The sequence below is a fragment of the Micromonospora tarensis genome (genome assembly GCF_016803395.1).
GTDB classification, from domain to species: domain Bacteria; phylum Actinomycetota; class Actinomycetes; order Mycobacteriales; family Micromonosporaceae; genus Micromonospora; species Micromonospora tarensis.
The window spans coordinates 14,265-37,488 of record NZ_JAEVHL010000037.1 but is presented as its reverse complement, the minus strand read 5'-3'; the positions used below and the strand labels follow the sequence as shown (position 1 = coordinate 37,488).

The 23,224-nt window shown below is 71.1% G+C and carries 21 protein-coding genes and 3 pseudogenes; 11 read left to right on the top strand and 13 right to left on the bottom strand.

The features are described 5' to 3' along the window. The 3 genes from JM949_RS11005 to JM949_RS10995 all read right to left on the bottom strand — a co-directional run. On the bottom strand, positions 1 to 1,052 hold a 1,052-nt coding region (locus tag JM949_RS11005; RefSeq protein WP_203148307.1), incomplete at its 3' end, for an endo-1,4-beta-xylanase. A gap of 609 nt (positions 1,053 to 1,661) precedes the next feature. Beyond that, the gene (locus tag JM949_RS11000; protein ID WP_203148306.1) at positions 1,662 to 2,342 is read right to left on the bottom strand and encodes a lytic polysaccharide monooxygenase auxiliary activity family 9 protein; all 681 of its coding nucleotides are present in this window, start codon (positions 2,340 to 2,342) and stop codon (positions 1,662 to 1,664) included. Between the two features lie 327 nt (positions 2,343 to 2,669). Continuing rightward, positions 2,670 to 3,251, bottom strand: coding sequence for a hypothetical protein (locus JM949_RS10995; protein ID WP_203148305.1), 582 nt, complete (start codon positions 3,249 to 3,251; stop codon positions 2,670 to 2,672). A 583-nt stretch (positions 3,252 to 3,834) separates the two neighbouring features. Here JM949_RS10995 and JM949_RS10990 point away from each other — a divergent pair. Both JM949_RS10990 and JM949_RS10985 read left to right on the top strand, forming a co-directional pair. Continuing rightward, the gene (locus JM949_RS10990; protein ID WP_309232104.1) at positions 3,835 to 4,830 is read left to right on the top strand and encodes a cellulose binding domain-containing protein; all 996 of its coding nucleotides are present in this window, start codon (positions 3,835 to 3,837) and stop codon (positions 4,828 to 4,830) included. 92 nt (positions 4,831 to 4,922) lie between these two features. After that, positions 4,923 to 6,017, top strand: a complete 1,095-nt coding sequence (locus JM949_RS10985) for a glycoside hydrolase family 53 protein (protein ID WP_407664727.1) — start codon at positions 4,923 to 4,925, stop codon at positions 6,015 to 6,017. 463 nt (positions 6,018 to 6,480) lie between these two features. On the opposite strand, the pseudogene JM949_RS10980 reads toward JM949_RS10985, so the two are convergent. From JM949_RS10980 to JM949_RS10940, 9 genes and pseudogenes are all read right to left on the bottom strand, one after another. Then, positions 6,481 to 7,787 (bottom strand): annotated as a pseudogene (locus tag JM949_RS10980) (ricin-type beta-trefoil lectin domain protein). A 59-nt stretch (positions 7,788 to 7,846) separates the two neighbouring features. Further along, positions 7,847 to 9,196 (bottom strand): ricin-type beta-trefoil lectin domain protein, encoded by a 1,350-nt coding sequence (locus tag JM949_RS10975; protein ID WP_203148303.1) that lies wholly within the window; start codon positions 9,194 to 9,196, stop codon positions 7,847 to 7,849. Between the two features lie 337 nt (positions 9,197 to 9,533). Then, positions 9,534 to 10,037 carry a DM13 domain-containing protein gene (locus JM949_RS10970; RefSeq protein WP_203148308.1) on the bottom strand — a complete coding sequence of 168 codons (504 nt, stop codon included), beginning with the start codon at positions 10,035 to 10,037 and terminating at the stop codon, positions 9,534 to 9,536. Between the two features lie 71 nt (positions 10,038 to 10,108). Continuing rightward, positions 10,109 to 10,948 carry an S-methyl-5'-thioadenosine phosphorylase gene (locus tag JM949_RS10965; protein ID WP_203148302.1) on the bottom strand — a complete coding sequence of 280 codons (840 nt, stop codon included), beginning with the start codon at positions 10,946 to 10,948 and terminating at the stop codon, positions 10,109 to 10,111. Between the two features lie 12 nt (positions 10,949 to 10,960). Continuing rightward, entirely contained in the window at positions 10,961 to 11,383 is a 423-nt protein-coding gene (locus tag JM949_RS10960; RefSeq protein WP_203148301.1) for a hypothetical protein, read from the bottom strand. After that, positions 11,380 to 12,546: a molybdopterin-dependent oxidoreductase gene (locus JM949_RS10955; protein ID WP_203148300.1), complete on the bottom strand. Its 1,167-nt coding sequence runs from the start codon at positions 12,544 to 12,546 to the stop codon at positions 11,380 to 11,382. The genes JM949_RS10960 and JM949_RS10955 overlap by 4 nt, the downstream gene beginning before the upstream one ends. Beyond that, positions 12,543 to 13,244: a class I SAM-dependent methyltransferase gene (locus JM949_RS10950; RefSeq protein ID WP_203148299.1), complete on the bottom strand. Its 702-nt coding sequence runs from the start codon at positions 13,242 to 13,244 to the stop codon at positions 12,543 to 12,545. The genes JM949_RS10955 and JM949_RS10950 overlap by 4 nt, the downstream gene beginning before the upstream one ends. Next, positions 13,241 to 13,921, bottom strand: a complete 681-nt coding sequence (locus JM949_RS10945; RefSeq protein ID WP_203148298.1) for a TIGR04282 family arsenosugar biosynthesis glycosyltransferase — start codon at positions 13,919 to 13,921, stop codon at positions 13,241 to 13,243. Before JM949_RS10945 ends, JM949_RS10950 begins: the two co-directional genes overlap by 4 nt. Next, on the bottom strand, positions 13,918 to 14,595 hold the full coding sequence (locus JM949_RS10940; protein WP_203148297.1) for a glycosyltransferase family 2 protein: 678 nt from the start codon (positions 14,593 to 14,595) through the stop codon (positions 13,918 to 13,920). The genes JM949_RS10945 and JM949_RS10940 overlap by 4 nt, the downstream gene beginning before the upstream one ends. A gap of 147 nt (positions 14,596 to 14,742) precedes the next feature. On the opposite strand from JM949_RS10940, the pseudogene JM949_RS39070 reads away from it, so the two are divergent. Continuing rightward, positions 14,743 to 16,106: pseudogene (locus tag JM949_RS39070) on the top strand (hypothetical protein). Here JM949_RS39070 and JM949_RS10930 read toward each other — a convergent pair. Continuing rightward, on the bottom strand, positions 16,078 to 17,157 hold the full coding sequence (locus JM949_RS10930; RefSeq protein ID WP_203148296.1) for an NAD-dependent epimerase/dehydratase family protein: 1,080 nt from the start codon (positions 17,155 to 17,157) through the stop codon (positions 16,078 to 16,080). The pseudogene JM949_RS39070 and the gene JM949_RS10930 sit on opposite strands and share 29 nt — an antisense overlap. Positions 17,158 to 17,311: 154 nt before the next feature. Between JM949_RS10930 and JM949_RS10925 the strand changes: the two genes are divergently transcribed. From JM949_RS10925 to JM949_RS10895, 8 genes and pseudogenes are all read left to right on the top strand, one after another. Then, positions 17,312 to 18,007 (top strand): response regulator transcription factor, encoded by a 696-nt coding sequence (locus JM949_RS10925; protein WP_309232103.1) that lies wholly within the window; start codon positions 17,312 to 17,314, stop codon positions 18,005 to 18,007. Beyond that, positions 18,000 to 19,015 (top strand): annotated as a pseudogene (locus tag JM949_RS10920) (sensor histidine kinase). Before JM949_RS10925 ends, JM949_RS10920 begins: the two are co-directional and overlap by 8 nt. 69 nt (positions 19,016 to 19,084) lie before the next feature. Further along, complete coding sequence (locus JM949_RS10915; protein WP_203148294.1) at positions 19,085 to 19,702, top strand: TetR/AcrR family transcriptional regulator; 618 nt, start codon at positions 19,085 to 19,087, stop codon at positions 19,700 to 19,702. Next, positions 19,699 to 20,373, top strand: coding sequence for a VC0807 family protein (locus JM949_RS10910; protein ID WP_203148293.1), 675 nt, complete (start codon positions 19,699 to 19,701; stop codon positions 20,371 to 20,373). Before JM949_RS10915 ends, JM949_RS10910 begins: the two co-directional genes overlap by 4 nt. After that, positions 20,370 to 21,065, top strand: a complete 696-nt coding sequence (locus JM949_RS36815; protein ID WP_238432946.1) for a DUF6597 domain-containing transcriptional factor — start codon at positions 20,370 to 20,372, stop codon at positions 21,063 to 21,065. Before JM949_RS10910 ends, JM949_RS36815 begins: the two co-directional genes overlap by 4 nt. Further along, positions 21,017 to 21,250 carry a hypothetical protein gene (locus JM949_RS10905; protein ID WP_238432945.1) on the top strand — a complete coding sequence of 78 codons (234 nt, stop codon included), beginning with the start codon at positions 21,017 to 21,019 and terminating at the stop codon, positions 21,248 to 21,250. Before JM949_RS36815 ends, JM949_RS10905 begins: the two co-directional genes overlap by 49 nt. 9 nt (positions 21,251 to 21,259) lie before the next feature. After that, complete coding sequence (locus JM949_RS10900; RefSeq protein ID WP_203148291.1) at positions 21,260 to 22,615, top strand: FAD-binding oxidoreductase; 1,356 nt, start codon at positions 21,260 to 21,262, stop codon at positions 22,613 to 22,615. After that, positions 22,612 to 23,205, top strand: coding sequence for a dihydrofolate reductase family protein (locus JM949_RS10895; protein WP_203148290.1), 594 nt, complete (start codon positions 22,612 to 22,614; stop codon positions 23,203 to 23,205). The genes JM949_RS10900 and JM949_RS10895 overlap by 4 nt, the downstream gene beginning before the upstream one ends. Positions 23,206 to 23,224 lie beyond the last annotated feature (19 nt).

The window sequence follows — 23,224 nt, the reverse complement described above, 5'->3', positions numbered from 1 at the left end:
GCGGGTTGGTGGGGCCGGCGGCTGTCCAGCGCCTCCAGGGTGGCCGTGTAGGCGGCCTTCTTGGTGCCGTTGCACTCGAAGAGCAGCGGGGTGCCGCCGGAGCGCCACGAGTCGCAGTCCCGCACCCCCCACACGGTGATCCCGTTGCAGCGGGCCACGGCCAGGCAGTCGTTGACCACGTTGCGATAGGTGTTGGCCTGCGTGGTGCCGGAACCCTCGATGTCCAACTCGGTGATCTGCACGTCCACCCCGAGGGCGGCGAAGCTGGACAGCGTGGTGCGGTAGTTGCTGTTGTACGCCGAGTTGGCGTTGAAGTGCGACTGGAAGCCGACGCAGTCGATCGGCACACCGCGCTGCTTGAAGTCGCGCACCATGTTGTACACGGCCTGGGTCTTGGCCCAGGTCCAGTTGTCGGTGTTGTAGTCGTTGTAGCAGAGCTTCGCGTTCGGGTCGGCCGCGTCGGCGGCGCGGAACGCCGCCTCGATCCAGTCGTTGCCGGTGCGTTGCAGGTTCGAGTTACGACGGGCGCCGCTGTTGCCGTCCTCGAAGGCCTCGTTCACCACATCCCACGAGTAGATCTTGCCTCGGTAGTTGGTGGCCACCCGGGTGACGTGGTTGAGCATCGCGTTGCGCAGCGCGGTGCCCTCCATGCCCTGCATCCAGCTCGGCTGCTGCGAGTGCCAGGCCAGGGTGTGGCCCCGGACCCGCCAACCCCGGGAGGTGGCGTGGTTCACGATCCGGTCCGCGTTGCCGAAGGTGAAGTTGTTCTGCTGCGGCTCGGTCGCGTCGATCTTCATTTCGTTCTCGGGAGTGATGGCGTTGAACTCCCGATTCAGGATCGTCGTGTAGGCGCTGTCACCGAGCTTGTTAGCGGCCACGGCGGCGCCGAAGTAGCGGCCCGACTGGGCCGCGGCCGCACCGAGGGTCGGCTCGGCGGCCTGGGCGAGGTTGGGCAGCACCGATACGACCAGGGCCGCAACTATCGCGACAGTTCCGGAAAGAGTTAATGTTCGTCGCCGGGTGTGCCCGGTGGGACGGGTCCGGGAAATCATGCTGATCCTCCGATGGTGGGATGGGGGAGAACCTCTGCCGCTGTTCGAGTGAGAGGTCCGACCAAATGGCGACGGCCCCGATGCGAGGTGCGCCCGGTCGGACCGGGACGCTGTGGCTTCCGCGCCGAGGCGAGTCGGCTCGGAGTGCCTGACCAGCGGGTGGAGGTTTTGCGGTGCGTGGGCCGGGTCGCCCGCCGGGACGTGGTTGCGGGCGCTGGGCTGGCTGGATGGGGGACGTTGTCACCTGGCAGGCGGGTGGGCTTGACGGTCGGTGCGGCACCTCCAGCGGCGGAACGATCATGTTAACGTTCACAGCTATCGATGGCTCTCAGGCTGGCAGAAAATTCCAGGTATTTCAACCGGTAGTTTCGGGCCTGTTACGGATCAGTTCGCGCGGATGCGAGCCCTCCGGGGGTGCGCCATCCGGGCTCACGAGACACGGTCGGGCGGGTGTCGACCGGCCCGCTCGGCGGTGCGGGCCGTGCCTGGAGGTCGCCACCAGGCCGGGTTGCCGGCGAAGCTCGGCCCTGGCGCGTTACCGGAAACGCAAACCGGCCCAGGGCGTCAACGCCCTGGGCCGGAGTGGTACCGCGGCTGTCGCTCTGCCTATCAGGTGATGTTGATGTCGCTGCACCACATGTAGGTCTGGTCCATGTGCGACGCCTTCCAGATCACGAACAGGACGTGGCTTCCGCTGCGTCCGGACGTCGAGACGTTGAACGAGATGTTCTGCGCTGGCGCGTACCGCCCGGTCGTCGTGATCAAGTCGAGGTTGCCCCACCCGAGCCGCTGGGTGCTCGAGTTGAATCCCTGCTTGGTGACGTAGACCTGGAAGTAGTCAGCACCGTGGCTGGCCTGGTCGTACAGCTGCACCGTGAAGTTGCGGCTGACGTTGGTCGCCTTCCACGCCCCGGGCTGGTTCAGCGAGTCGTTCCTGGAAAGGCCGTTGCTGCACAGCTGTCCGTCCGGGGTGCGGGCCTGGAACTGGCCGCCGAGGCCGTCGCGCAGTTGGCTCATCCAGTTCCACATGGTGTCGGGGTTGGCCTGGAACGCCCGGTAACACATCGGGTCCTGCTGCTGCATGGCCGGGTTCGTGTGTTGGCTGCCCCAGGTCTTCCAGCACTGATAAGCCCGACTCGCCGGGTTGATGATGGTGCCGTGGGCCTGGGCCGCCCCGGTCATGGGCAGCGTGCCGGCAACCATGGCGAACAGCAGGACGAGCGCCTGGAGCGACCGGCGGACGGTTGACCGGGATCGCCCACCGGATTGATCGGGCATGTGTGAACGCACTGTTCATCCTCCGTTCTTTGGTCCTGGAGATCAGGATGGGAACGCTCCCAAGGCAACTGTTACATCCATGACGCCAAATATCAATACTGATCTATTTAAAGTCGGATGTGGATCGAGGTGACCGGAATCGTCGGATCATCGGCGGGTCTGCGCCGCGGGTCCGCAGCCGCGGCATCGCCGCCCGGATCGCCGCGACGGCATCCACGGCATCGTGCGGACGGTTCACGGCTACCGAGGGCCCGGCGCGGGAGGCGTCCAGTCAGGTTCGGGTCCGGCGCCGGCCGGGTGGTCGTGGGTACGACCGCCTTGCCTGGCCGGACGGCATCGTCAGACTCCCGCTGCGGCGTCGTACCGGCGGCGCTGTTCGGCCATCTCCGAGGCGGTCAGCGCCTCCTTGAGCGCCAACTCCTCGTACTTGTCCGGGAACATCTCCCGCAGCCGGTCGACGAACATCACGTCGGCGGTCGCCTCCACCACCTGGATGCCCGGCGGGTCGGTGGACATGTCCATGATCACGGGGCCGGCCAGCTTGACCGCCACGTCCCAGGGGCGCTTCTGCTCGGCGACCCCGCAGAGGTGGAAGCCGTAGACCGTCCGCACGTCGGCGAGCGCGGTGGCCTCGGCCGGCTCGTAGCCGTAGACGCGGACTCCGCAGATCACTGGCGGCTTCTTCTCCTGGGTGGTCGCCTGCTGGGCACCGTGCCCGGCGTGGTTGTGCTGCCCCGGGTCCGCCTGTTCGAGCGTGGTACGCATCCGGGCCGTGATCTGTCCTTGCAGATCCGCCGGCTCCGCCGTCGAGTCGGAGCGGTTGAGCAGTACGGCCGTGCCGGCCGACACCGCCAGCAGGATCACCGCCACCCACACGAAGCGGTTCCGGTACCACCCCGCGAAACCCTCTCGGGAAACCATGATTGCCTCTCACCTCGTCGCCGGTTCTGCTGCGCTGGCAAACCGAATCGGATGCCCCGGGCGTGCCGGACGTCGAGCGCCTCGGCCGTCCGGGGCGTGTGCCGGGGGATGCGCGCGGCGGGCGCGGATGCCGGGCCCGGCAAGACGCCCGTCGTCATGGAGATGGCCCGGCGATGCGGCATGCGAGCGTCTGCCAAAGCGGCGCGCTGCCGGCACTGCGATGCTCCCGTGCTGGCCGTTCCCAGCGCGGTTGCCCCCGCGCTGCGGCGATGTGAGCCATTCCAACACGCTTGGATGCGCTTTGGCAACATCGATGCGCATCAGCGTGGATCCGAGCTGGCCGGCGGAAGTCGCCGACCGAGTGGTGAGACACATTGTCGATCATCGATCTGCGGCCGCATGGTCGAGGTATGACAGGCGTCTCCCCGTTCTCGCTGCTCCGCCGTCTGCGGGCGGGTCTGCTGACCGCCGTGGTGTTGTCCACGGCGGTGCTGAGCACCGCTCTGAGCGTGGCACCGGCGGCCGGGGCCGGCGCCCCGCGCCTGCCGGGCATCCCGGAACGGCCCCGGCCGCGGGGTCCGCCGTGGAGCCGACCGGGACCACGCCGACCACCGCGCCCAGCACGCCGGGCACCTCGCCCTTCCCGCCGAGCACGCCGACGAACCTGACCGCGAGCGAGGTCAAGACCGGCTCGGTCACCCTCACCTGGACCGCCGCCACGCCCGGCTGTTGCGCCGTCACCGGGTACGACATCACCTACTACCAGGTGTTCGACGACGTCGTCTACAGTGCCAGCGTCGGAGCCGTCACCACCACCACGATCACCGGCTCGCTCCGACCGGGCCAGCAGTACTCGTTCCAGGTGGCCGCCCGGGACAGCCTCGGACACCGTTCCCGCTCGATGGCTCCGCTGATCGTGGTCACCCCGGTGACCGACACCGGCCCGGACACCACCCCGCCGAGCGCCCCGCAGGCCCTGACCGTCGGTGCGGTGACAACCTCGACCGGCACGCTGTCCTGGTCGCCGTCGTCCGACAACGTCGGCGTGTTCGGCTACAACGTCTACCGGTTCGACGGCTGGTTCACCTCGGCGCTGATCGCCACCGTGCCGGGAACGACGTACACGACGGCGCTGCCCGCGTCGACGCCGCTGCGCAACCTGTACTACGTACGGGCCCGGGACGCGGTGGGCAACGTGTCGATCGCGTCCAACACTGTCGAACTGCCCACCACGTCGACTCCACCGACCCCGCCGCCCTCGACCTGCCGGGTGTCGTACCGGAACCAGTCCGAATGGCAGGGTGGTTTCGTGGCGACCGTGGCGGTCCAGAACACCGGCACGGCACCGATCGACGGCTGGATCGTCACCTTCGGGTTTCCCGGAGACCAGCAGGTCACCTCGGCGTGGAACGCCACCGTCGGCCAGACCGGCACCACAGTGACCGCTCGCAACGTCGACTGGAACCGGGTCCTCGCGCCGAGCGGCTCGGCGACCTTCGGCGTCCAGGGGCGGTGGGGCGCCAGCGGCGCGGCACCGACCAGCTTCTCGGTGAACGGCGCTCCCCGCACGGTGGGCTGAGCGCGGCCCGAGGCTCGACCCGTCGTGTTCGAAGAAGCAGTCCCGTGAGCACCCGCTCGGCCACCCACCGCCACCGCCGGCCGAGGGCCCTGATCAGGGCGGCCCTGGCCGGCGTCCTCGTCGTCGCCACCACGCTCGGCGGTACGCCCGCGCCCGCCTCGGCCGCGAACACGCTCAGTATGCGCGGCGCCGACGTCTCCTCGTTGCAGCGCAGCCTGGAGCTGGGCGCCCGGTACTACGACGCCGGTGGTGCCGCCCGAGACCCACTGGACATCCTGAGGTCCGTCGGCGTCAACTACGTCCGACTGCGGATCTTCAACAACCCGATCAGCGGCTACAACAACAAGAGCAGGGTGTTGACCCAGGCGAGGGCGGCCAAGGCGAAGGGCCTCAAGGTGCTCATCGACTTCCACTACTCCGACACCTGGGCCGATCCCGGCAAGCAGTACAAGCCGGCCGCCTGGGCCGGCCACAGCCTGAGTCAACTGCGCGCCGACGTCTACGCCTTCACCTACGACATCTGCGCCAGCCTGCGGGGGCAGGGCACCCCACCGGACAGTGTGCAGATCGGCAACGAGATCAACGTCGGGATGCTGTGGAACGAGGGCAGGGTCGTCAACAACGACTTCGCTCCGCTGGCCGGCCTGCTCAAGCAGGGTTACCAGGCGACGAAGGACTGCGGCAGCGGTATCCCCGTGATGATCCACACCGCCAACGCCGACAGCAACGCCAACGCCCGATGGTTCTACGACGGCATCCGTGCCCAGGGTGTGCAGTGGGACATCACCGCCCTGTCGTACTACTGCGTCTGGCACGGCAGCCTGGCGAACCTCTACACCAACATCGTCGACCTGCGCGGTCGCTACGGCAAACCCGTGGTGATCGCGGAGACCGCGTACCCCTTCACCCGGGACAACGCGGACAGTGAGCCGAACGCCATCGGCGACGCGACCTGTGACGGCATCAGCGCGACATGGTCCGGGCAGGCGCAGGAGTTCGACTGGGTGCAGAACACCGCCCGCGACGCCGGGGCGATCGGCGTCTTCTACTGGGAGCCGACCTGGTACGCGGTCAGCGGTAACGGCTGGGATCCGGCAAACATCGGTGGCACCGGAAACCAGTGGGACAACATGGCGGTCTTCGACTGGTCCGGGCGGGTGAATCCAGGCGTGCGCTGGACACCCTGACCGGTGGCCGCGCACCCGCCGACCCGACTCCGCGAACAAGAGCGGCCACCGCGCGACAACTGTGGTCGTCGCGCGATGGCCGCAGCGACGGGTGCTGGATCAGGGGTTGTAGCCGATCACGTGGGCGGCGTCGGCCGGTGCGTTGTTCCAGGTCCAGCCCGGTGTGCCGGTAACGGCGACGGTGCCGGTGACCAGCCGGGGTCGCCTCGGGGAGCTGGCCGCCCGACGACGCGCAGCGGCTGTCCCTGGACGTGCTCGCGCCACCAAACGCCACCGAGCTGCTGGACGCTCGGTGATCTGCTGTCCTGGTACCTGTTCAGCGTGCGTTCCATGGTCGACAGGTGAACGCCGGAGCGGCGGGGGCCGGCCCTTCCGGGCCGGCCCCCTGGACCGGAGGGATCAGCGGGCGCCCACGGCCGTCATGCGTCTCGGGCGCCCACCCGTTCGCCTCCTGTCGTCGCGGCTAGCTGCGGGTGCTCCACTGTTGGTTGGCGCCGCCGTGGCAGGCCCAGAGGTGCAGTTGCGTGCCGTTGGCCGTGCCGGAACCGACCGCGTCCAGGCACAACCCCGACTGGGCTCCGGTGATGGTGCCGTTGGCGTTGAGATTCCACTGCTGGTTGGGTTGGCCGTTGCAGTCCCAGATGATCACCGCGGTGCCGTTGCTGCTGCCCGCTCCGCTGGCGTCCAGGCACTTGTTGCCGTAGACGGTGAGCGTGCGGTTGGCGGTGTGGGTCCAGCGCTGGTTGCTGCCACCGTTGCAGTCCCACAGCTGCGGGCGGGCGCCGTTGCTCGTGCTGGAGTTCGGGATGTCCACGCATCGGCCGGACTGGTTGCCGGCGATCAGCACGTTCTGCTGCCCCGGCGGCGGGGTCGACGGCGGGGGAAGGGTGGGCGGCACGGTCGAGCCGAACTGGGCGAAGAACCGCCACACCTCCTGCTTGACCCAGCTCCGCGCGCCGCTCTCACAGCCGGCGCACCCGTCCACCGGCCCCTGCTGGTGGCCACCGTCGAAGGCGGCCCAGAGCACCGGATATCCGGCCTGGCAGGAGTAGGCGGTGGTGATGTGGGTCCGACTGCCGCCGCCGGTTCGGGCGGGTTCTGCGCGGCGCAACCGTTGTTCCGGACGAACCTGTCGCGCAGCGACCGTCCGCTCTGGATGTTGTCGTTGATGCCGTGAATACCCAGGTACGCCACGGGCTGGGTGCCGCCACTGCATCCGCTGATCGCCCCCGGGGCCGCGATCGCCGCGACCGCCCGGAAGACGGTCGGTCGGGAACACGCCAGCGAGTAGCTCATCGCGCCGCCGTAGCTGAACCCGACCGAGAACCGTTGCGTGGTGTCGACACAGAGCGCGTTGTCGATCATGCGGATCATGTCGTCGGTGAAGGTCACGTCCTCACCGTTGGAGTTGGCCCAGCCGTTGTTGATGCCCTGCGGGGCGACGAAGATCGTGGTGTTGCCCGCCTGCGACAGCATGCCGTAGTAGGCCCACGGGGCTCCGTCGGTTCCGCCCGACGCGACCTGGGTGGCGGTGCCGCCCAGCCAGTGGAACCCGAAGGCCAGCCGGTGCGGATAGGTGTTGTCGTAGCTGTCCGGGAGCCGAAGGATGAAGCTGCGGCTCTTTCCGCCGCTCTGGATGGTGTGGGTGCCGCTGGTCAGTCCGGGCGCCTTGCCGCAGCCGGCGGTGCTGGCCGCGGCCGCCGGTGCGACGGCCGCGACGACGTACGTTCCGACGGCGACCAGGACCATGACCGCCATGGCCGCCCCCATCCAGGGCGCGGGGAGTCTGCGACGTGGCACAGCGGAGCCTCCTTCTGCGTTCGCCGGGCTCACGTCCGGCTCCAACGTTGGCTGGCCGCACCATTGCAGTCCCAGATCTGGACGCGGGTGCCGTTGGTCGTACCACTGCCGACCGTGTCCAGGCACCGGCCCGAGCCGACTCCGGTGATCGAGCCGTCGGTGTTGAGCCGCCACTTCTGGTTGGACTGGCCGTTGCAGTCCCAAATGATCACCGAGCTGCCGTTCGCGGTGCCGGCGCCGTTGACGTCGAGGCACTTGCTACCGAAGACGCGCAGTTCCTGTGCGGCGGTCGGGGTCCAGCTCTGGTTGCTCTGGCTGTGGCAGTCCCAGATGATCGCGGCCGCGCCGTTGGCCTGCGAGCCACCGTTGACGTCCAGGCACCGCCCGGAGGCCGTGCCGCGCAGTGCCACAGTGCCGCTCGGCGGTGGGGTGGTCGTCGGTGGGGTGGTCGGGTCGGTGCCGCCGAACTGGGTGAAGAACCTCCACACCTCGCCCTTGGTCCAGGTCCTGGCCCCGCTGTCCCCGCCGCCGTCCACCGGGCCGGGGGTGTGCCCGCCGTCGAAGGCGGCCCAGACCACCGGGTAGCCGGACCGGCAGCCGGAGTAGGTGGTGGTGATGTGGGTCAGACTGCCCGCTCTCGGCTCGGGTGGGTTCTGTGCGGTGCAGCCGTTGTTCCGGACGAACGTGTCGCGCAGGGACCGTCCGGCGGAGATGTTGAGCACCGGGTCCCCGATGCCGTGGATGCCCATGTACGCGACCGGCTGGGTGCCGCCGCTGCACCCGCTGAGCTGTCCGCCGGAGTAGACCGCGACCGCGCGGAAGACCCCGGGTCGGGAACAGGCCAGCGAATAGCTCATGCCGCCGCCGTAGCTGAAGCCGAGCGCGAAGCGCTGCGTGGTGTCGACACACAGATCCGCCTCGATCAGGCTGATCATGTTGTCGACGAAGGTGACGTCCTGGCCGCCGGGATTGGCCCAGCCGTTCCCGTTGCCCTGGGGAGCGACGAAGATGGTGCTGTTGTTCGCCTGCTGCCGCAGCCCGTAGTAGGACCAGGCCGCCCCGTCCGACCCGCCGCCGTCCACGTCGTTGGCGGTGCCGCCGTTCCAGTGGAAGCCGAAGATCAACCGGTAGGGGTGGTTCCGGTCGTAGTTGTCAGGGATTCTCAGGATGAAGCTACGGTTCTGGCCGCCGCTCTGGATGGACCGTTGACCGCTGGTCAAGGTTGGTGCCTTGCCGCATCCCGCGGTGGCCGCGGCCGCTCCGATGTCCGCAGCCGACGCGGTGCCGCCGAAGCCACCGGCGAGTGCCGCCGCGGCCACGGTGACGACGGTGAGCGCCGCCGACGCGAGCGCAGCACGGATGGGTCTAGGTCTGGTCATGATGGGGCTCCCGCCACTCGGCACGATCTGGTTCTGGTAGGGGTCCACGGCGGCTCCCCACGCCGCCACGACGTGCCGCTTCTGGGTGCTCCGCCGAGCAGATTCAGCACGGAGGAGAAGCCAGGAGACGCGACGTGGCCACGGCGCCCGGTCCGCTCATCGCCATGGGTTTCCGCCACTGGTCCCGCCGCCCACGCAGGACCAGTCGGTCGTCGAATCGATTCGCCCCGACGCTAGATTGTGTAGTGAAAGATGTCAATGTCATGTCCGGCTGGTTGCGACTCGGCGAGCCCGTCTCCCTGGGCGCGCGAGGACGGCCGGTATCCGGATGACCAGGTCAGGGGTTCTTCAGCTCGGCGGCGCCGAAGGAGACCGCGAATCGCTTGCACCAGATCGAGACGCTCCGGAAGCCCCCGGGGTCGACCGACGCTGGTAGCTCGTAGGCCTGGTTGCCCTTGTTGCCTTTGAGCCTTGCCAACTCGACCCAGGTGCCGTCGTCGAACACCCGCCAGCCGGCCCTGCCTTGGGTAACCGGTCGGTCGGTCAGCCAGACCCGCAGATCCGGCCCGTTCGACGTGTTGAGGTCGCGAATGATGAGCTGGTGTCGCCCGTCGGCGAGCCGGTGAATCTCGGCCCTGCCGGTCGTCCTGTGCTCGTGGGTGACGAACTCACCAGCGCTCAGCACCACGCTCGGCACCGGTGCCACCGCCGAGGCCGCCGGGGCCGGGGTGGCGGACAGCGGCGTCCGGGTGGCCGACGTCGTCACGACGCGGGGAACTGCCTCGTCGACGTAGGTGTCGGTGAACAGCTTCCACGGCTGGAACCAGTAGAGGGCCAGCATTGCCACAACGACGGCGCAGGTCAGGCCGACCCGGGCCAGCCGCGATCGGAAGATCGGAATTCGCACCCTGCTCACCCCTCGGTACCCGCCAGAGCCTGTCCGCACGGGCACCCGCCCTGGTCCGGCGGCAACGCCTGCACCGCGTCGCCGAGCAGCAGGCGCAGCCGGTCGATGGTTCGGGCGAAGACCGCGAACACCTCCTGCTGGGTCACGCCCTGACCGACCTCGACGCCCGAGTCGAGGTCGGTCACCAGCGACATCGCGGTGTAACACAGTGCCAGCTCGCGGGCCAGCACCGCCTCGGGGTGGCCGGTCATGCCGACGACCGACCAGCCCTGTCTGCCGTACCAGCGTGACTCGGCACGGGTGGAGAATCTGGGCCCCTCGATGACCACCATGGTTCCCCCGTCGACCGGCCGCCAACCGGCGGATCGGGCGGCGGCGAGGACCGTGGCGCGTCCGACCGGACAGTACGGGTCGGCGAACGGAACGTGGACGACCCGGTGCGGTTGCCCGTCGGTCCCGGGCTCGCCGTCGTAGTAGGTCTGCTCGCGTCCGCTGGTCCGGTCGACCAGTTGGTCCGGCACGACGAGACTGCCGGGGCCCAGATCCGGTTGCAGACCGCCCACGGCGCCCGGCGCGAGAACCTGACGGACGCCGAATGTGCGCAGCGCCCACAGGTTGGCCCGGTAGTTGACGCGGTGCGGGGGGAGGGTGTGCCGGCGTCCGTGGCGGGGCAGGAACGCCACCGCCCGCCCGGCGACGTGCCCGACGGCGAGGGAGTCGCTTGGCGGCCCGTACGGGGTGTCGACCGCAACCTCGGTGATGTCGTCGAGGAACTCGTAGAAACCTGATCCGCCGATCACACCGATCGGCGGAGCACCGGTCGTGCGTACCTCTTGTGCTGCCATGGGTGCGGCTCCTCAGGAACTGTCGGTTGGTCGGTGCGGGACGCGCCGGCTGACCGCGGTGACGACCAGCACGATCGCGATGACGGTCCAGAGGACGGCCAGCCCGGCAGTGAGCGCCAGCGGATAGTCGCGGTCCGGCAGGCCCGGATTCGGCGGCGCCGAGGGCGGTCGCCACAGCAGCGGCACCGCGACCAGCAGCAACGTGGCACTGGCCGCCAGACCCGCGCTGATCCAGGCCAGGCGTAGCCGATCGGTCACCAGTCGGCCCAGCGCCAGTCCGACCAGCCCGACCAGGGGCGCCACCAGGAGGTCGTGCAGCACCGGCCCACCGATCAGCCACGGCACTGTGGTGCCGAGCTGGGGCAGGAGCAGCCGACCGCCGTAGGCCGTCGCCGCGACACCGAGCAGCAGCAGAAGTAGTCGGACGGCTCTCACCGCGGCACCTCCAGCCGGGTCACCCATTTGGTCTGTAGGACACCCGGCCGGCTGGGCGCGATGAGCCGGCAGGGGTAACCGTGGTCGGGGGACAACTCCTCGCCGTTGATCCTCAGGGCGAGCAGGGTCAGCGGGTCACCGGCATGGGCCGCCGGGAGCGTGCTGGTGGCATACCGGCCGATGGTTTCCAGTGAGGAGATCCGGACCGGTCGACCGGTCGGCGCGCCGGCCCACCGGAGCAGCTCGACGACGGGCACGCCGGTCCATCGGGCGGCGGCGCTCCAGCCCTCGACGCAGGCGATCGGAAGGTTCGCCGTGCGCTGCGGCAGGGCTGCCAGTTCGGCCAGGGAGAGGGTCTCCCGCCCACCCGGCCAGAGGATCTCCAGCCGCCAGTCCTGCGGAACGGCGATGCGGGCCGCCGCCGCCGTACGGTTGATCGGTATGCCCTGCGGTCCGGAGGCGGAGCGCCACGCCAGCGGGGACACCCGGCGCAACCACGGCACGGTGACCCCGGCGGTGCCCAGCACGGCGATCCCGGCGACGCCCGCCGAGGTACGCAGGAACGCGCGGCGACCGGACGCGTCCCGATCATCACGTGCGGTGGCTGCCGCCTCGACCGTCTTCTCCCGCCGCGACGGAGGGCTCAGCGCCACCCGGGCGATCGGCAGCTTCACCGCGACGTGCAGCAACAACCCGCCCACCGCCAGCCAGGCGACCGCGTAGTGCGCCGCCGGGAAGAAGAACCCCCACGGGTACGACTGGGCGACGTTGAACAGGCCCGTGACCAGTTCGAAGAACGCGGCGCAGACCAGGATCAGGACGGAGGTCCGTTCGAGGGCGTGCGCGCAGAGCCGGATCGGTTGGCGCACTGGCGGACGGACGAACAGCCGAGGGTAGACACTCCACAACTTGGCCAGCAGCAACGGGATCGCGGCGACCCCGGAGAGCACGTGGGTGCCCTGGGTGAGGCGGTAGAGGTTGACCGGCCGGGTCGGCCAGGTGAACCAGCCCGGCGGGTGCTGGAGGTAGTGGCTGAGCAGCCCGGTGACGAAACACAGCCCGAACGCCACCCCGAGCCAGCGGCCGAGCCGGGCGGCGACCAGCGGTGCGTGCGACGGCGCGGTGAAGTCCTCGGGGACGGGGAAACCCGGCCGGCGGATCATGAGCGCACCAACTCAGCGAACCAGCGCCTGCCGAACCGGAACCGGTCAGCGACCCGCAGGTCGGCGGCGGCGGCGACCCGGCCCACCGTCTCCGCCCCGACCCGCGCCCAGCGAAACGTTGGTCCCCGCCGTTCGGCTTCGCCGGGTGCTCCGGACAGCACGTACGCCTGCCCCTGCCACAGCCCGGCGCCCGGCGGGTCCACCTCGACCACCAGCGTCCCGTTCGGCGCGACCAGCTCGCCGCACCGGCGCAGTAGCCGGACCGGCTCGCCGCCGATGCCGATGTTGCCGTCGACGAGCAGGGCGTGTGCCCACCGCCCCTCGCCGGGGAGTGCGGTGAAGATGTCGCGTCGGAGCGCGATCACCCCTCGACACTGGGTCAGCCGCACCGCCTCGGCGGAGATGTCCACCCCCAGTGCGACGAGGCCTCGCTGGGCTAGCGCCCTGGTCAGTCGGCCGGGGCCGCAGCCGAGATCGATGGTGGGCCCGATGCAGCGCGCGGCGACCGACTCCATTGCCGGCTCGGGTGGGCCGTGCCAACGCCGCACCGGCAACGGGTCACGTCGCCCGTCGTCGTGCACCAGCCAGTGCCCGGGTGCGCTCCGGGGCACCGGTCCGGACGCGCCGTTCTCGGCGGGCCACCCGCCGAAGCTGCCCAGCACCACGTCGAAACCATCGAGTGTGGTCGTCGAACTCATCTGAGCTGTCCCTTCGCCAGCTGGCCTTCCACCGAGCCGACGGCATCCGCGAAGCGGGTGCCGGGCAGGTCGGCCGCGACCGCCAGGGCTGAGGACCAGTCGTCGACATCCCGCTGCACGGGCAGCAGCGCCGGTAGGATGCCGCGCCGGCGAAGAGCGGCCACTGTGCGGCGACAGGTGTCGTCGCTCGACATGGGTACGTCGCGTAACGCGCTGCCGTACCCCGGATCGCGTAGCCCGAGTGCCCACCAGCCGCCGTCGAGCGCCGGTCCCAGCACCGCCTCGTGTGCGGCGAGCCCATCCAGCGCGGTGCGGAGCACTGCCGGTCGGAGCTGCGGCGTGTCCATGCCGATCTGCAGCACCGGTCGGCCGGGGAAGGCCGCGCCGGTGTCGGCGTGCGCGTTCGCGAGGCGGTCGGCGAACGTGTCGCCGCGCTGCGGAAGCAGGTGCCAACCGGCCAGCGCGGCGGTCAGCTCCGCGCCGTACTCGGCTTCGGTGAACCGACCGGTGTGGGCCAGCACGGGGATGGTCGACGGGGTGGCGCGTACCGCCGCGAGAGTGTCCAACAGCGCCGCCGCCGCGACCCGGGCCGCCTGGGTGTGGTCAGCGGGCGGGCAGAGTCGCGTCTTGGCCCGCCCGGGCACCGGCGCCTTCGCGACCAGCAGCAGGACGTTCACCGGGCGCCGCCGACTCCGGCGCGCAGCACTCCGGCGAAGTCCCGGGTCGCCCGCAACGTGCCCCGGACCGACCCGGACACCTTCGATTTGGTGCCGACAGCGCGGGGAGCGTACCCGACGTCCATCTCGACGATCCGCCAGCCCGCCCCGGCCGCGCGCAGGAGCAGCTCCAACGGGTAGCCGAACGCGCGGTCGTTGACGCCGAGTCCCAGTAGCGCCGCCCGGCGGGCCACCCGGATCGGGCTGAGGTCGTGCACCGGCACCCCACGACGTCGGAGCAGCGCGGCGAGCAGCGCGGTTCCGGTACGGGCGTGCCACGGCCACACGCCCGCCGAGACCGGCCGGCGCCGACCGACGGCGAGATCCGCTCGGCCGTCTCGTACCGCCGCGACGAGCCTGGGCAACTCGGCCGGATCGAACGAGCCGTCCGCGTCGAGTACGCAGACCAGGTCCGCGTCCGCCGCCAGCAGGCCGGCGTGCACGGCCGCGCCGTACCCGCGTCTCGGCTCGTGGACGACCCGGGCCCCGTGCTCGGCCGCGATGACCGGCGAACCGTCAGTGGAGCCGTTGTCGACCACGACGGCGCGGTAGCCGGGCGGCAGTCCGGTCAGTACGGCAGGCAGTGCGGCCGCCTCGTCCAGGCACGGCAGCACCACGGCGATCGTTGTGCGCATACCGGCGACGCTAGGACCGTCCCGGGCGGTCCGGACCGCTGTGCCGCCTTACGAATCGCTTACGTGGCAACGCATCTTACGAGTCCCTGACGTCTCGTCGTTCGGATCTCCGGCCCCTGGTCGAAGGTCGTATCGTCGGCCGTCACCATGACCATGATGACCCGGCCGGGACGACCCCGGTCCGCCGACCTGATCGTCCTCGGTGTCGAGGTGGCAGTGCTCGCCGCCGCTGTCGGCGTCGGCGCGCTGCTCAACCATCGGGGCGTACGGCTGCACGCGGACGCCGCTCCGCTCTACGCCTCGTGGCAGCCCCATCTGGGTCCCGGTACCCCCGCCGCGCTGCTCGTCGCGGCGCTGTTCGTCTGGCGGGGCACGCGCTGGGCAGCCGACATCCGGTGGCCGCGGCTACTGGCCGTCGGCTACCTCGCCTCGGTGCTCTGGACGCTGTCGCTGGCCCTGGTGGACGGCTGGTCCGCCGGGTTGACCGAGCGGCTCACAGTGCAGGCCGAGTACCTGCACGAGGTGCCCGGGGTGACCGATGTCGGGTCCCTGCTGTCCGGCTTCGCCGGCCGGATCCTCGATTTCCAGCCCGATTCGTGGTCCACCCACACCGCCGGTCACCCGCCGGGAGCGTTGCTGTTCTTCGTCGCGCTGGAGCGGATCGGAGTGGGCGGCGGGACCGCCGCCGGGCTGGCCTGTGTGCTGCTCGGCGCCACCGTCTCGGTGTCGGTTCCGGTGACGCTGCGGGCGCTCGGCGTCGAGGAAGCGGCCCGGGCGGTGTGGCCGTTCCTGGTTCTCCTTCCCGGGGCGGTCTGGGTGGGCGTGTCCGCCGACGGGATCTTCGCGGCGGTGGTCGCTGCCGGGTTGGCGCTGTTGACGGTGGGTGGCCGGGCCGGGGCCGTGCTCGGTGGGTTGCTGCTCGGCTTCGCGCTCTACCTCTCGTACGGCTTCGTCCTGGTCGGGCTGCTCGCGGTGACCGTGCTGCTGCTCCGGGCGCGGGACCGCCTCGGCGTGTTGCTGGTCGCGGCGACGGCGGTCGCGACAGTTGTCGCCGGGTTCACCCTCGCCGGCTTCTGCTGGCTGGACGGCTACCACCTGGTGGCGCGTCGCTACTACCAGGGTTGGGCGGCGGAACGCCCGTACGGTTACTGGATCTGGGCGAATCTCGCCGCTCTGCTGCTCTCGGTCGGTCCGGTGGTCGGACGGCGCTGCGGCGGACGGTGGCCGCCGGGTCGATCCGGCCGGCGCACCGGCCGGTCGCGGCGGCCCTCCGACAGCGGGTCAGCGGCGCCGGACCCGTGGTGTGGCTGCCCGTCGCGGCGGCCGTGGCCGTGCTCGCGGCGGATCTGTCCGGGCTCAGCAAGGCCGAGGTGGAGCGGATCTGGCTGCCGTTCGCCGGCTGGCTGCTGGTCGCCACCGCACACCTGCCCGGCGCTCAGCGACGGTGGTGGTTGGCGGCCCAGGCCGGCACCGCCCTCGCCGTCAACCACCTACTGTGGACGGTGTCCTGACCGAAGCCGGATCCCGCATCGGCGCGGTGGTGAAGTCGGCGATGCCAGCGGCGAAGCCGACGCGGGCGGTGAAGCCGAGCAGCCGGGCGGCGCGGGCCGGATCGGCCACCACGTGTCGCACGTCCGCGGCCCGCCCGCCGCCGACCACGACCGGCGATGGTCCGCCCATCGCCGAGGCCAGCTCGTGAGCCAGCTCGCCGACGGTGTGCGGCTCCCCCGAGCAGACGTTCACCGGGGTCAGCGGATCCGGCGCCGGTGTCGTCAGGGCCAGCAGGTTGGCCGCGGCGACGTCGGTCACGTGCACGAAGTCGCGTCGTTGCCGGCCGTCCTCCAGCACCCGGGGCGGTCGCCCGGCGGCCAGCGCGGACCGGAAGATCGAAGCGACCCCCGAGTACGGGGTGTCGCGGGGCATTCGCGGACCATAGACGTTGTGGTACCGCAGGGCCCAGACCGACCCGTCGGTCTGCCGGGCCCAGGCGCCGGCGAGGTGTTCCTGGGCCAGCTTGGTGGCGGCGTACGTGCTGCGCGGCTCCAGTGGCGCGTCCTCCGGCACCAGACCGGGGGAGAGCGGCTGGTCGCAGCGAGGGCAGGTCGGCTCGTACCGGCCCTCGGCCAGGTCGACGGCCCGCCGGCCGGCAGGCCAAACAACCCCGTGTGCCGGGCAGCGGTAGCGGCCCTCGCCGTAGACCACCATCGAACTGGCCAGCACGAGGCGGCGTACCCCGGTGGCGTGCATCGCCGCGAGGAGGGTGGCCGTGCCGAGGTCGTTGTGCGCCGCGTACCGGGGGGCGTCGGCCGGATCGACGCCGTGGCCGACCATGGCCGCCTGGTGGCAGACCGCGTCGACCCCGGACAGTAGGCGGGTCAGCAGATCCTCGTCGCGGACGTCGCCGACCACGAGGTGGTGCCGCTCGGTCCAGGGCGGTGCGGTCGCGCCGTGCGCCTCGGGTAGCAGCGCGTCCACGGCCACCACCTGGTGCCCGGCTTCGGTGAGCAGGTCGGCGACGTGTGAGCCGATGAATCCGGCCGCACCAGTGACAAGTATCCGCATTCCGGTCACCGTATGGCCTCGGGTAGGCCGGGGTGGGCCTGCGCACGCAGCCGTAAGAACCTCGCAAGGTTTGCTGGTCCGGGCATCCCTCGGTCCGTGGCTACGCTGGGCCGATGGCTGTCCGGGGGATGACGGGCCGGAACGGGGGAGGTTCGTGACACAGCGGGTGCTGGTGGTCGACGACGACCAGACCGTCAGTGACGTCATCCGTCGTTACCTGGAGAATGACGGCTTCCAGGTGAGCCTGGCCGGGGATGGTGCGACGGCGCTGGCGGCGGTGCGGCGGGAGGCGCCAGACCTGGTCGTGCTCGACCTGATGCTGCCCCGGATCAGCGGCCTGGAGGTGTGCCGGGCGCTGCGGGCCCGGCCGGATGGCGTACCGATCGTCATGCTGACCGCGCGGGGTGACGAGTCCGACCGGATCCTCGGGTTGCAGCTCGGCGCGGACGACTACCTGACCAAGCCGTTCTCCCCCCGGGAGTTGGTGTTGCGGGTCCGTTCGGTGCTCCGGCGCGCCACCGGTGGGCCGCCACCCGAGCGGCCGGAGGCGCTCACCGACGGCGGTCTGGTGGTGCACACCACCTCCCGAACCGCCCACCTCGCCGGCAGCGAGCTGGCGCTGACCCTGCGCGAATTCGATCTGCTGGTCCACCTCATGCGACATCCGTCGCGGGTGTTCGGCCGGGCCGAGCTGCTTGAGCAGGTCTGGGGATGGAACTTCGGGGACCACTCGACGGTGACCGTGCACGTACGCCGGCTACGGGAGAAGATCGAAACCGACCCGGCCGATCCGCGGCGGATCGTGACGGTCTGGGGCGTCGGCTACCGCTACGAGCCGGCCCATGCGTGACCTCCTGCTGATCTTCGCGATCGCCCTCGGCGCGGCCCTCGGCATCGGCCTCGCCGGCGCGGTGCTGCTCCGCGCGCTGCGCCGCAGCTCGATCACCGTGCACCTCAACGTGCTGCTCACCACCACCGTGGTCGCCGTCGCCGTCGGGGTGATGGCGGTCGCGGAGGCGATGTTCCTCTCCGCGCACGACCTCGAGGTGGTCCTGATCACCGTCGCGGCGGCCGCGGTGGTCAGCCTCGCCGTCGGCGGGCACTTCGGCCGCCGGCTGCCCGCGCCGCGGTCTGGCGCGACCAGGCCCGCGAGCGGGAACGGCAGCTGGAGAAGGGCCGGCGTGACCTGGTCGCCTGGGTCTCGCACGACCTGCGGACCCCGCTCGCCGGGCTGCGGGCCATGGCCGAGGCGTTGGAGGACCGGGTGGTTCGCGATCCGGACACGGTCGACGAGTACCACCGACGGATCCGGTTGGAGACCGACCGGATGACCCGACTCGTCGACGATCTGTTCGAGCTGTCCCGGATCAACGCGGGAGCGCTGCGGTTGTCGTTGACGGCGGTGCCGCTCGGCGAGGTGGTCTCGGACGCGCTGGCCACCACGACCCCGTTGGCCGACGCTCGCCGGATCAGGCTGGTCGCCAGTGAGTCGGGTTGGCCGACGGTCGCCGCCAGCGAACCGGAGCTGGCCCGGGTGGTGGCCAATCTGTTGCTCAACGCGGTCCGCTACACCCCGGAGGACGGCACGGTACGCATCGAGGCCGGTCGGGAGGAGGACCACGCCTGGCTGTCGGTCGCCGACACCTGTGGCGGCATTCCGGCGGCCGACCTTCCCCGGCTGTTCGACATCGCGTTCCGTGGTGAACCGGCCCGCACGCCCGGACCCGGTGACGGTGCGGCGTCCGGCGGGCTCGGCCTGGCCATCGTGCACGGTCTGGTGCAGGCGCACGGAGGTCGGGTCGAGGTGCGCAACACCACCGACGGCTGCCAGTTCCTGGTCCGGCTGGCCGCCGCCTGACGGAACGAAGGCGCCGTCCGCCGCCGCCACCGCTTGACGCGGACCTCGGTCACCTGCTGCTATTTATCCATGCAGATAACACCGGGGGTTGATCGGAAGACGCGGATCCTGGAGGCGGTCGTCGAGCTGCTGGCCGAACGCGGTTATCCGGGGGCGACGTTCGCGCGGATCGTCGAGACGGCGGGCCTGAGCAGCACCCGGCTCATCACGTACCACTACGACACCAAGCAGGAGTTGGTCGCCGCGGCGTTGCGGCACATCGGTGCGCGGGCGCAGCAGTTCATGGTCCCGGCGATCGAGGCCGAGTCTTCGGCGCGGGGCAAGCTCGCCGCGTACCTGCGCTCGAATCTCCGCTTCCTCGCCGAACGGCCGGCGTACGCGCGTGCCGCCGTGGAGATCGCCCGTAACCTGCCCCGGGAGAGCACGGGTGCGGATCTCGGCGAGGATGTGCCGGTGGTGCTGCTGGCGCAGCTCTTCGTCGCCGGCCAGGAGGCCGGGGAGCTGCGGCGGTTCGACCCGGTGGTGATGGCGGTGACGGTCCGCGCCGCCGTCGACGCCGCTGTCGACCGGTTCGCCCGCGACGACGGGATGGACCTGGCTGCCTACGCGGAGGAGTTGTGCGCGATCTTCGATCGCGCGATCGCCGTGCGCCCGGCGTCGGGGGATCCTGGGACGGCGCTCCGGTGAGGCCGGTTCGCGGTGCTCCGGAGCACGCGGCACCCGGCGTCGCGGTGCGGGCGGGACGGAGTGCCCGCCGCGCTCTGGTCGGACGGGTTGTCGTGGACGCGGTGCTGCCCCTGGTCGGCTACTACGCGCTGCGCGCCGTGGGCGCCGACGTGCTGGCCGCCACCCTCGCCGCAGGCGCGGTTCCCGCCGCGCACGCCGCGGTGGTCGCCGTGCGCAGCCGGCGGGTCGATGTCGCCGGCCTCGTCGTCGTCAGCCTGTTCGTGGTGGGGGGCGCGCTGAGCGTGGTCACCGGGAACGCGCGGCTGCTGTACGTGAAGGACGGCTGGCTCACCGGCCTGCTCGGCGCCTGGGTGCTGCTGTCGCTGGTCATGAAGCGGCCGTTCATGCTCCACCTCGGCACGGCCATCGCCACGGCCAAGGTCGGTGATGTCGGAGCCGCCGCCTGGCAGCAGCGCTGGGTCGACGACGCCGTCTTCCGGCACCGCTTGCGCCTGGTGAGCGTGGTGGTCGGCGTCGTGCTGATGCTGGACGCGGTGGTCCGCGTCGCGATCGCCTCGGTGATCGACCTCGACGAGGTCGCGACGGTCACCAACGTGCAGTACGTCGTCATGCTCGCCGGGCTGTTGTCCTGGTTCTTCTGGTACACCGCTCGATACGGGCTGCGGGCATGATCGCGACACCGTCCTACGTCGAGCTCGCCCCGGTGCCGGGGCTGGCCAACCACCTCAGGACCGTCTGGGTGCAAACCACCGGGGCGGTGCCCTATGTGCAGCGGCACCTGCCGACCGGTGGTGCCGAGCTGCACTGGCCGCTCGGTGGACGGCCGCGGTTGCTCGGCCCGTTGACCGGACCGTGGGTCGAGGTGATCCCCCCGGCGACGACCCTGCTGGGTGTCCGGTTCCACCCGGGGGTGCACATCTTGACACCCGATGGCGCCGGGGACCTGCTTGACCGGCGGGTCCCGCTCGACGAGCTCGGTCACCGGTGGGTGGACCGGCTCGGCGAGGCGATCGCCGCCGCGACGACTGCCCGGGCGGCGCTGCTGCGCCTCCAGGACTTCCTCCTGCACCGCGCGCGGACCGCCGAGCCGGACCCGCTGGTCCGCGAGGCGGTGCGGTTGCTGATGCCCTGGGCGCCGCGGGACATCGGCGCGGCCGCCGACCACCTCGGACTGTCGGTCAGTCAACTCCGCCGTCGCTGCGCTCCGCGGTGGGAACGGGGCCGAAGTCGTTGCAGCGAACGCTGCGGTTCCAGGGCTTTCTCGCGCTGGCGCAGGCGGGCGCGACCGCGACCGGACGGCGCGGGGCCGACGGCATGGCAGGGCTCGCGGTCGACGTCGGCTTCGCCGATCAGGCCCACCTGAGTCGGGAGGTGCGCCGGCTCACCGGGTTGACGCCGGGCGAGCTGCTCGGCGGCGAGGTCGACAGGTGCTCGTGCGGTCACGACCACACCGCCTCGTACGCGCCGTTTCTCGCGGGCCGGCGCTCGTCGGTGTCCCGGGTGACGGTGCGCGATTCGTTCAAGACCGGTGAGCGCGTCGCTCGCTAGCGTGCCTGCGTGATCGACCGGCATCTGCTGCGCCTGCGCAGGAACTTCGACGGCGAGGTGCTCACCCGTGACCACGCCGGGTACGACTCCGCACGTCGCCCGGTCGGCGCTGCCGGTGCGACCCGGCGGCCCCTCGTCGTGCTGCGGTGCCGGTCGGTGCGTGACGTCGTCGCGGCCGTCGGGTACGCGCGCGACACCGGCGTGGCGCTCGCGGTGCGCGGCGGGGGGCACTGCTTCGCCGGCCGGTCGTCCACCGACGGCGTCCTGATCGACGTCTCGGGTCTAGGCAATGTTGACCTCTCGGACGACGGAAGGGTGACGGTCGGCGCCGGGGTGCGCCTCGGACAGCTCTACGGCGCGTTGCACGCCCGCGGGCAGACGCTGCCGGCGGGCTGCGGCGCGACGGTCGGTATCGCTGGACTCGTCCTCGGGGGCGGCATCGGGTTGCTCGGTCGGCGGCACGGCCTGACGTGCGACCGGCTCATCGCGGCGACTGTCGTCCTCGCCGACGGCAGTGTGGTCGACTGCGACGAACACCGCGACCCTGACCTGTTCTGGGCGTTGCACGGGGCCGGCGGTGGGCAGTTCGGTGTGGTCACCTCGCTGCGCCTCGCCACGATCACCGAACCGATGACCGCCCGGATCGTCCTCACCTGCCCCGAGGCCGACCCGGCGCGGGTCGTCGCGTTGTGGCAGGCGTCGGCACCGGACGCACCGGACTGCATCTCGACGAGCCTCGAACTCACCAGCGAACCCGGCCGACCCGTCCGCGCGATCGTGTCGGGAGTCGCCCTGGACGCGGACCGCGCGGACGAGTGGCTGCACGACCTGGCCCGTGGCGTGGCTGCCGGCGCCCGGGTGTTCGTGGCCGACCCGGTGCCCTTCACCGTCGCCAAGCAGGCGTTGGCCGACCCACGCCAGGATGTCGGTGACGGCCGCCTGCGATCGGAGTACTTCACGCGGGCGATGCCGGCCGATGCCGTCACCGCGCTGATCACTCTGCTGGGCGGACGAGGCGCACGGCACCGTAGGCGGCTCACGTTCACCCCGATGGGCGGCGCATACAACCGCGTCGCTCCGGCGGCCACCGCATTCGTCCATCGACGCGAGCGCTACCTGCTCGAGCACGTGGGCCACCGCAGCGACTCCTGGGTCGACGCGTCGTGGACGCTCGCCCACCGGCACTCGTCGCACCGCGTCTACCCCAACTTTCCCGACCCCTTACTCGATCGTCCGGCGGATGCCTACTGGGGCGCCAACCACGCCCGCCTGGCCGCCGTCAAGCGGTCCTACGACCCACAGCACGTGTTCGACTTCCCGCAGGCCCTCGGACACGGCCGGCAACCAACGAAAGGCAATCCATGAGTAGAGTCCTCGCCGCGCTGACGGTCTCGGTCGACGGCTACCTCACCGGCCGCGACCCGGGCCCTCGACGCGGCCTCGGTGACGGTGGGACGCTGTTCGACTGGTACTTCGACGGCGACACCCCGAGCGCGGTCTTCGACGGGTTCCGGCTCAGCGCTCCCAGTGCCCGCGTCTTCGACCGGGCCGCGGCGCGGGTGGGAGCCAGCCTCGTCGGCCGCAACACCTATGACGACTCCGGCTGGGACAGCGGCGGCACCCCGCACCCCGACGCGCCGCTCGTGGTGCTCAGCCACCGACCGCTGCCCGCCGAGCATCCCCGTCAGACTCTGGTGACCAGCGGCATCGACGAGGCCGTCGAGGTGGCCCGCCGCCTGGCCGGCGAGAAGGACGTGGCCCTGATGGGTGGCGGGGTGACCACCGCCGCGCTGGCCGCGGGCCTGGTCGACGAACTGATCCTGCACCAGCGGCCGGTGCTGCTGGGCGCCGGTCGGCCGTACTTCCAGACCCTGCCCGCGCCCGTCGAGCTTCGTCTCGTCGAAGCCGTCGCCGCGCCGGGCGTGACCCACCTGCACTACGAGGTGCTCCGGTGATCCTGGTGACCGGAGGCCT

What these genes read in the sequence shown, in the direction of transcription:
- JM949_RS10995 (WP_203148305.1), bottom strand. Translation starts at nt 3,251, where the DNA reads ATGGTTTCCCGAGAGGGTTTCGCGGGGTGGTACCGGAACCGCTTCGTG.
- JM949_RS10905 (WP_238432945.1), top strand. Translation starts at nt 21,017, where the DNA reads ATGGCAGGGCTCGCGGTCGACGTCGGCTTCGCCGATCAGGCCCACCTG.
- JM949_RS10975 (WP_203148303.1), bottom strand. Translation starts at nt 9,196, where the DNA reads ATGACCAGACCTAGACCCATCCGTGCTGCGCTCGCGTCGGCGGCGCTC.
- JM949_RS10895 (WP_203148290.1), top strand. Translation starts at nt 22,612, where the DNA reads ATGAGTAGAGTCCTCGCCGCGCTGACGGTCTCGGTCGACGGCTACCTC.
- JM949_RS10915 (WP_203148294.1), top strand. Translation starts at nt 19,085, where the DNA reads ATGCAGATAACACCGGGGGTTGATCGGAAGACGCGGATCCTGGAGGCG.
- JM949_RS10930 (WP_203148296.1), bottom strand. Translation starts at nt 17,157, where the DNA reads ATGCGGATACTTGTCACTGGTGCGGCCGGATTCATCGGCTCACACGTC.
- JM949_RS10970 (WP_203148308.1), bottom strand. Translation starts at nt 10,037, where the DNA reads ATGCTGGCCCTCTACTGGTTCCAGCCGTGGAAGCTGTTCACCGACACC.
- JM949_RS10950 (WP_203148299.1), bottom strand. Translation starts at nt 13,244, where the DNA reads ATGAGTTCGACGACCACACTCGATGGTTTCGACGTGGTGCTGGGCAGC.
- JM949_RS10955 (WP_203148300.1), bottom strand. Translation starts at nt 12,546, where the DNA reads ATGATCCGCCGGCCGGGTTTCCCCGTCCCCGAGGACTTCACCGCGCCG.
- JM949_RS10940 (WP_203148297.1), bottom strand. Translation starts at nt 14,595, where the DNA reads ATGCGCACAACGATCGCCGTGGTGCTGCCGTGCCTGGACGAGGCGGCC.
- JM949_RS36815 (WP_238432946.1), top strand. Translation starts at nt 20,370, where the DNA reads ATGATCGCGACACCGTCCTACGTCGAGCTCGCCCCGGTGCCGGGGCTG.
- JM949_RS10965 (WP_203148302.1), bottom strand. Translation starts at nt 10,948, where the DNA reads ATGGCAGCACAAGAGGTACGCACGACCGGTGCTCCGCCGATCGGTGTG.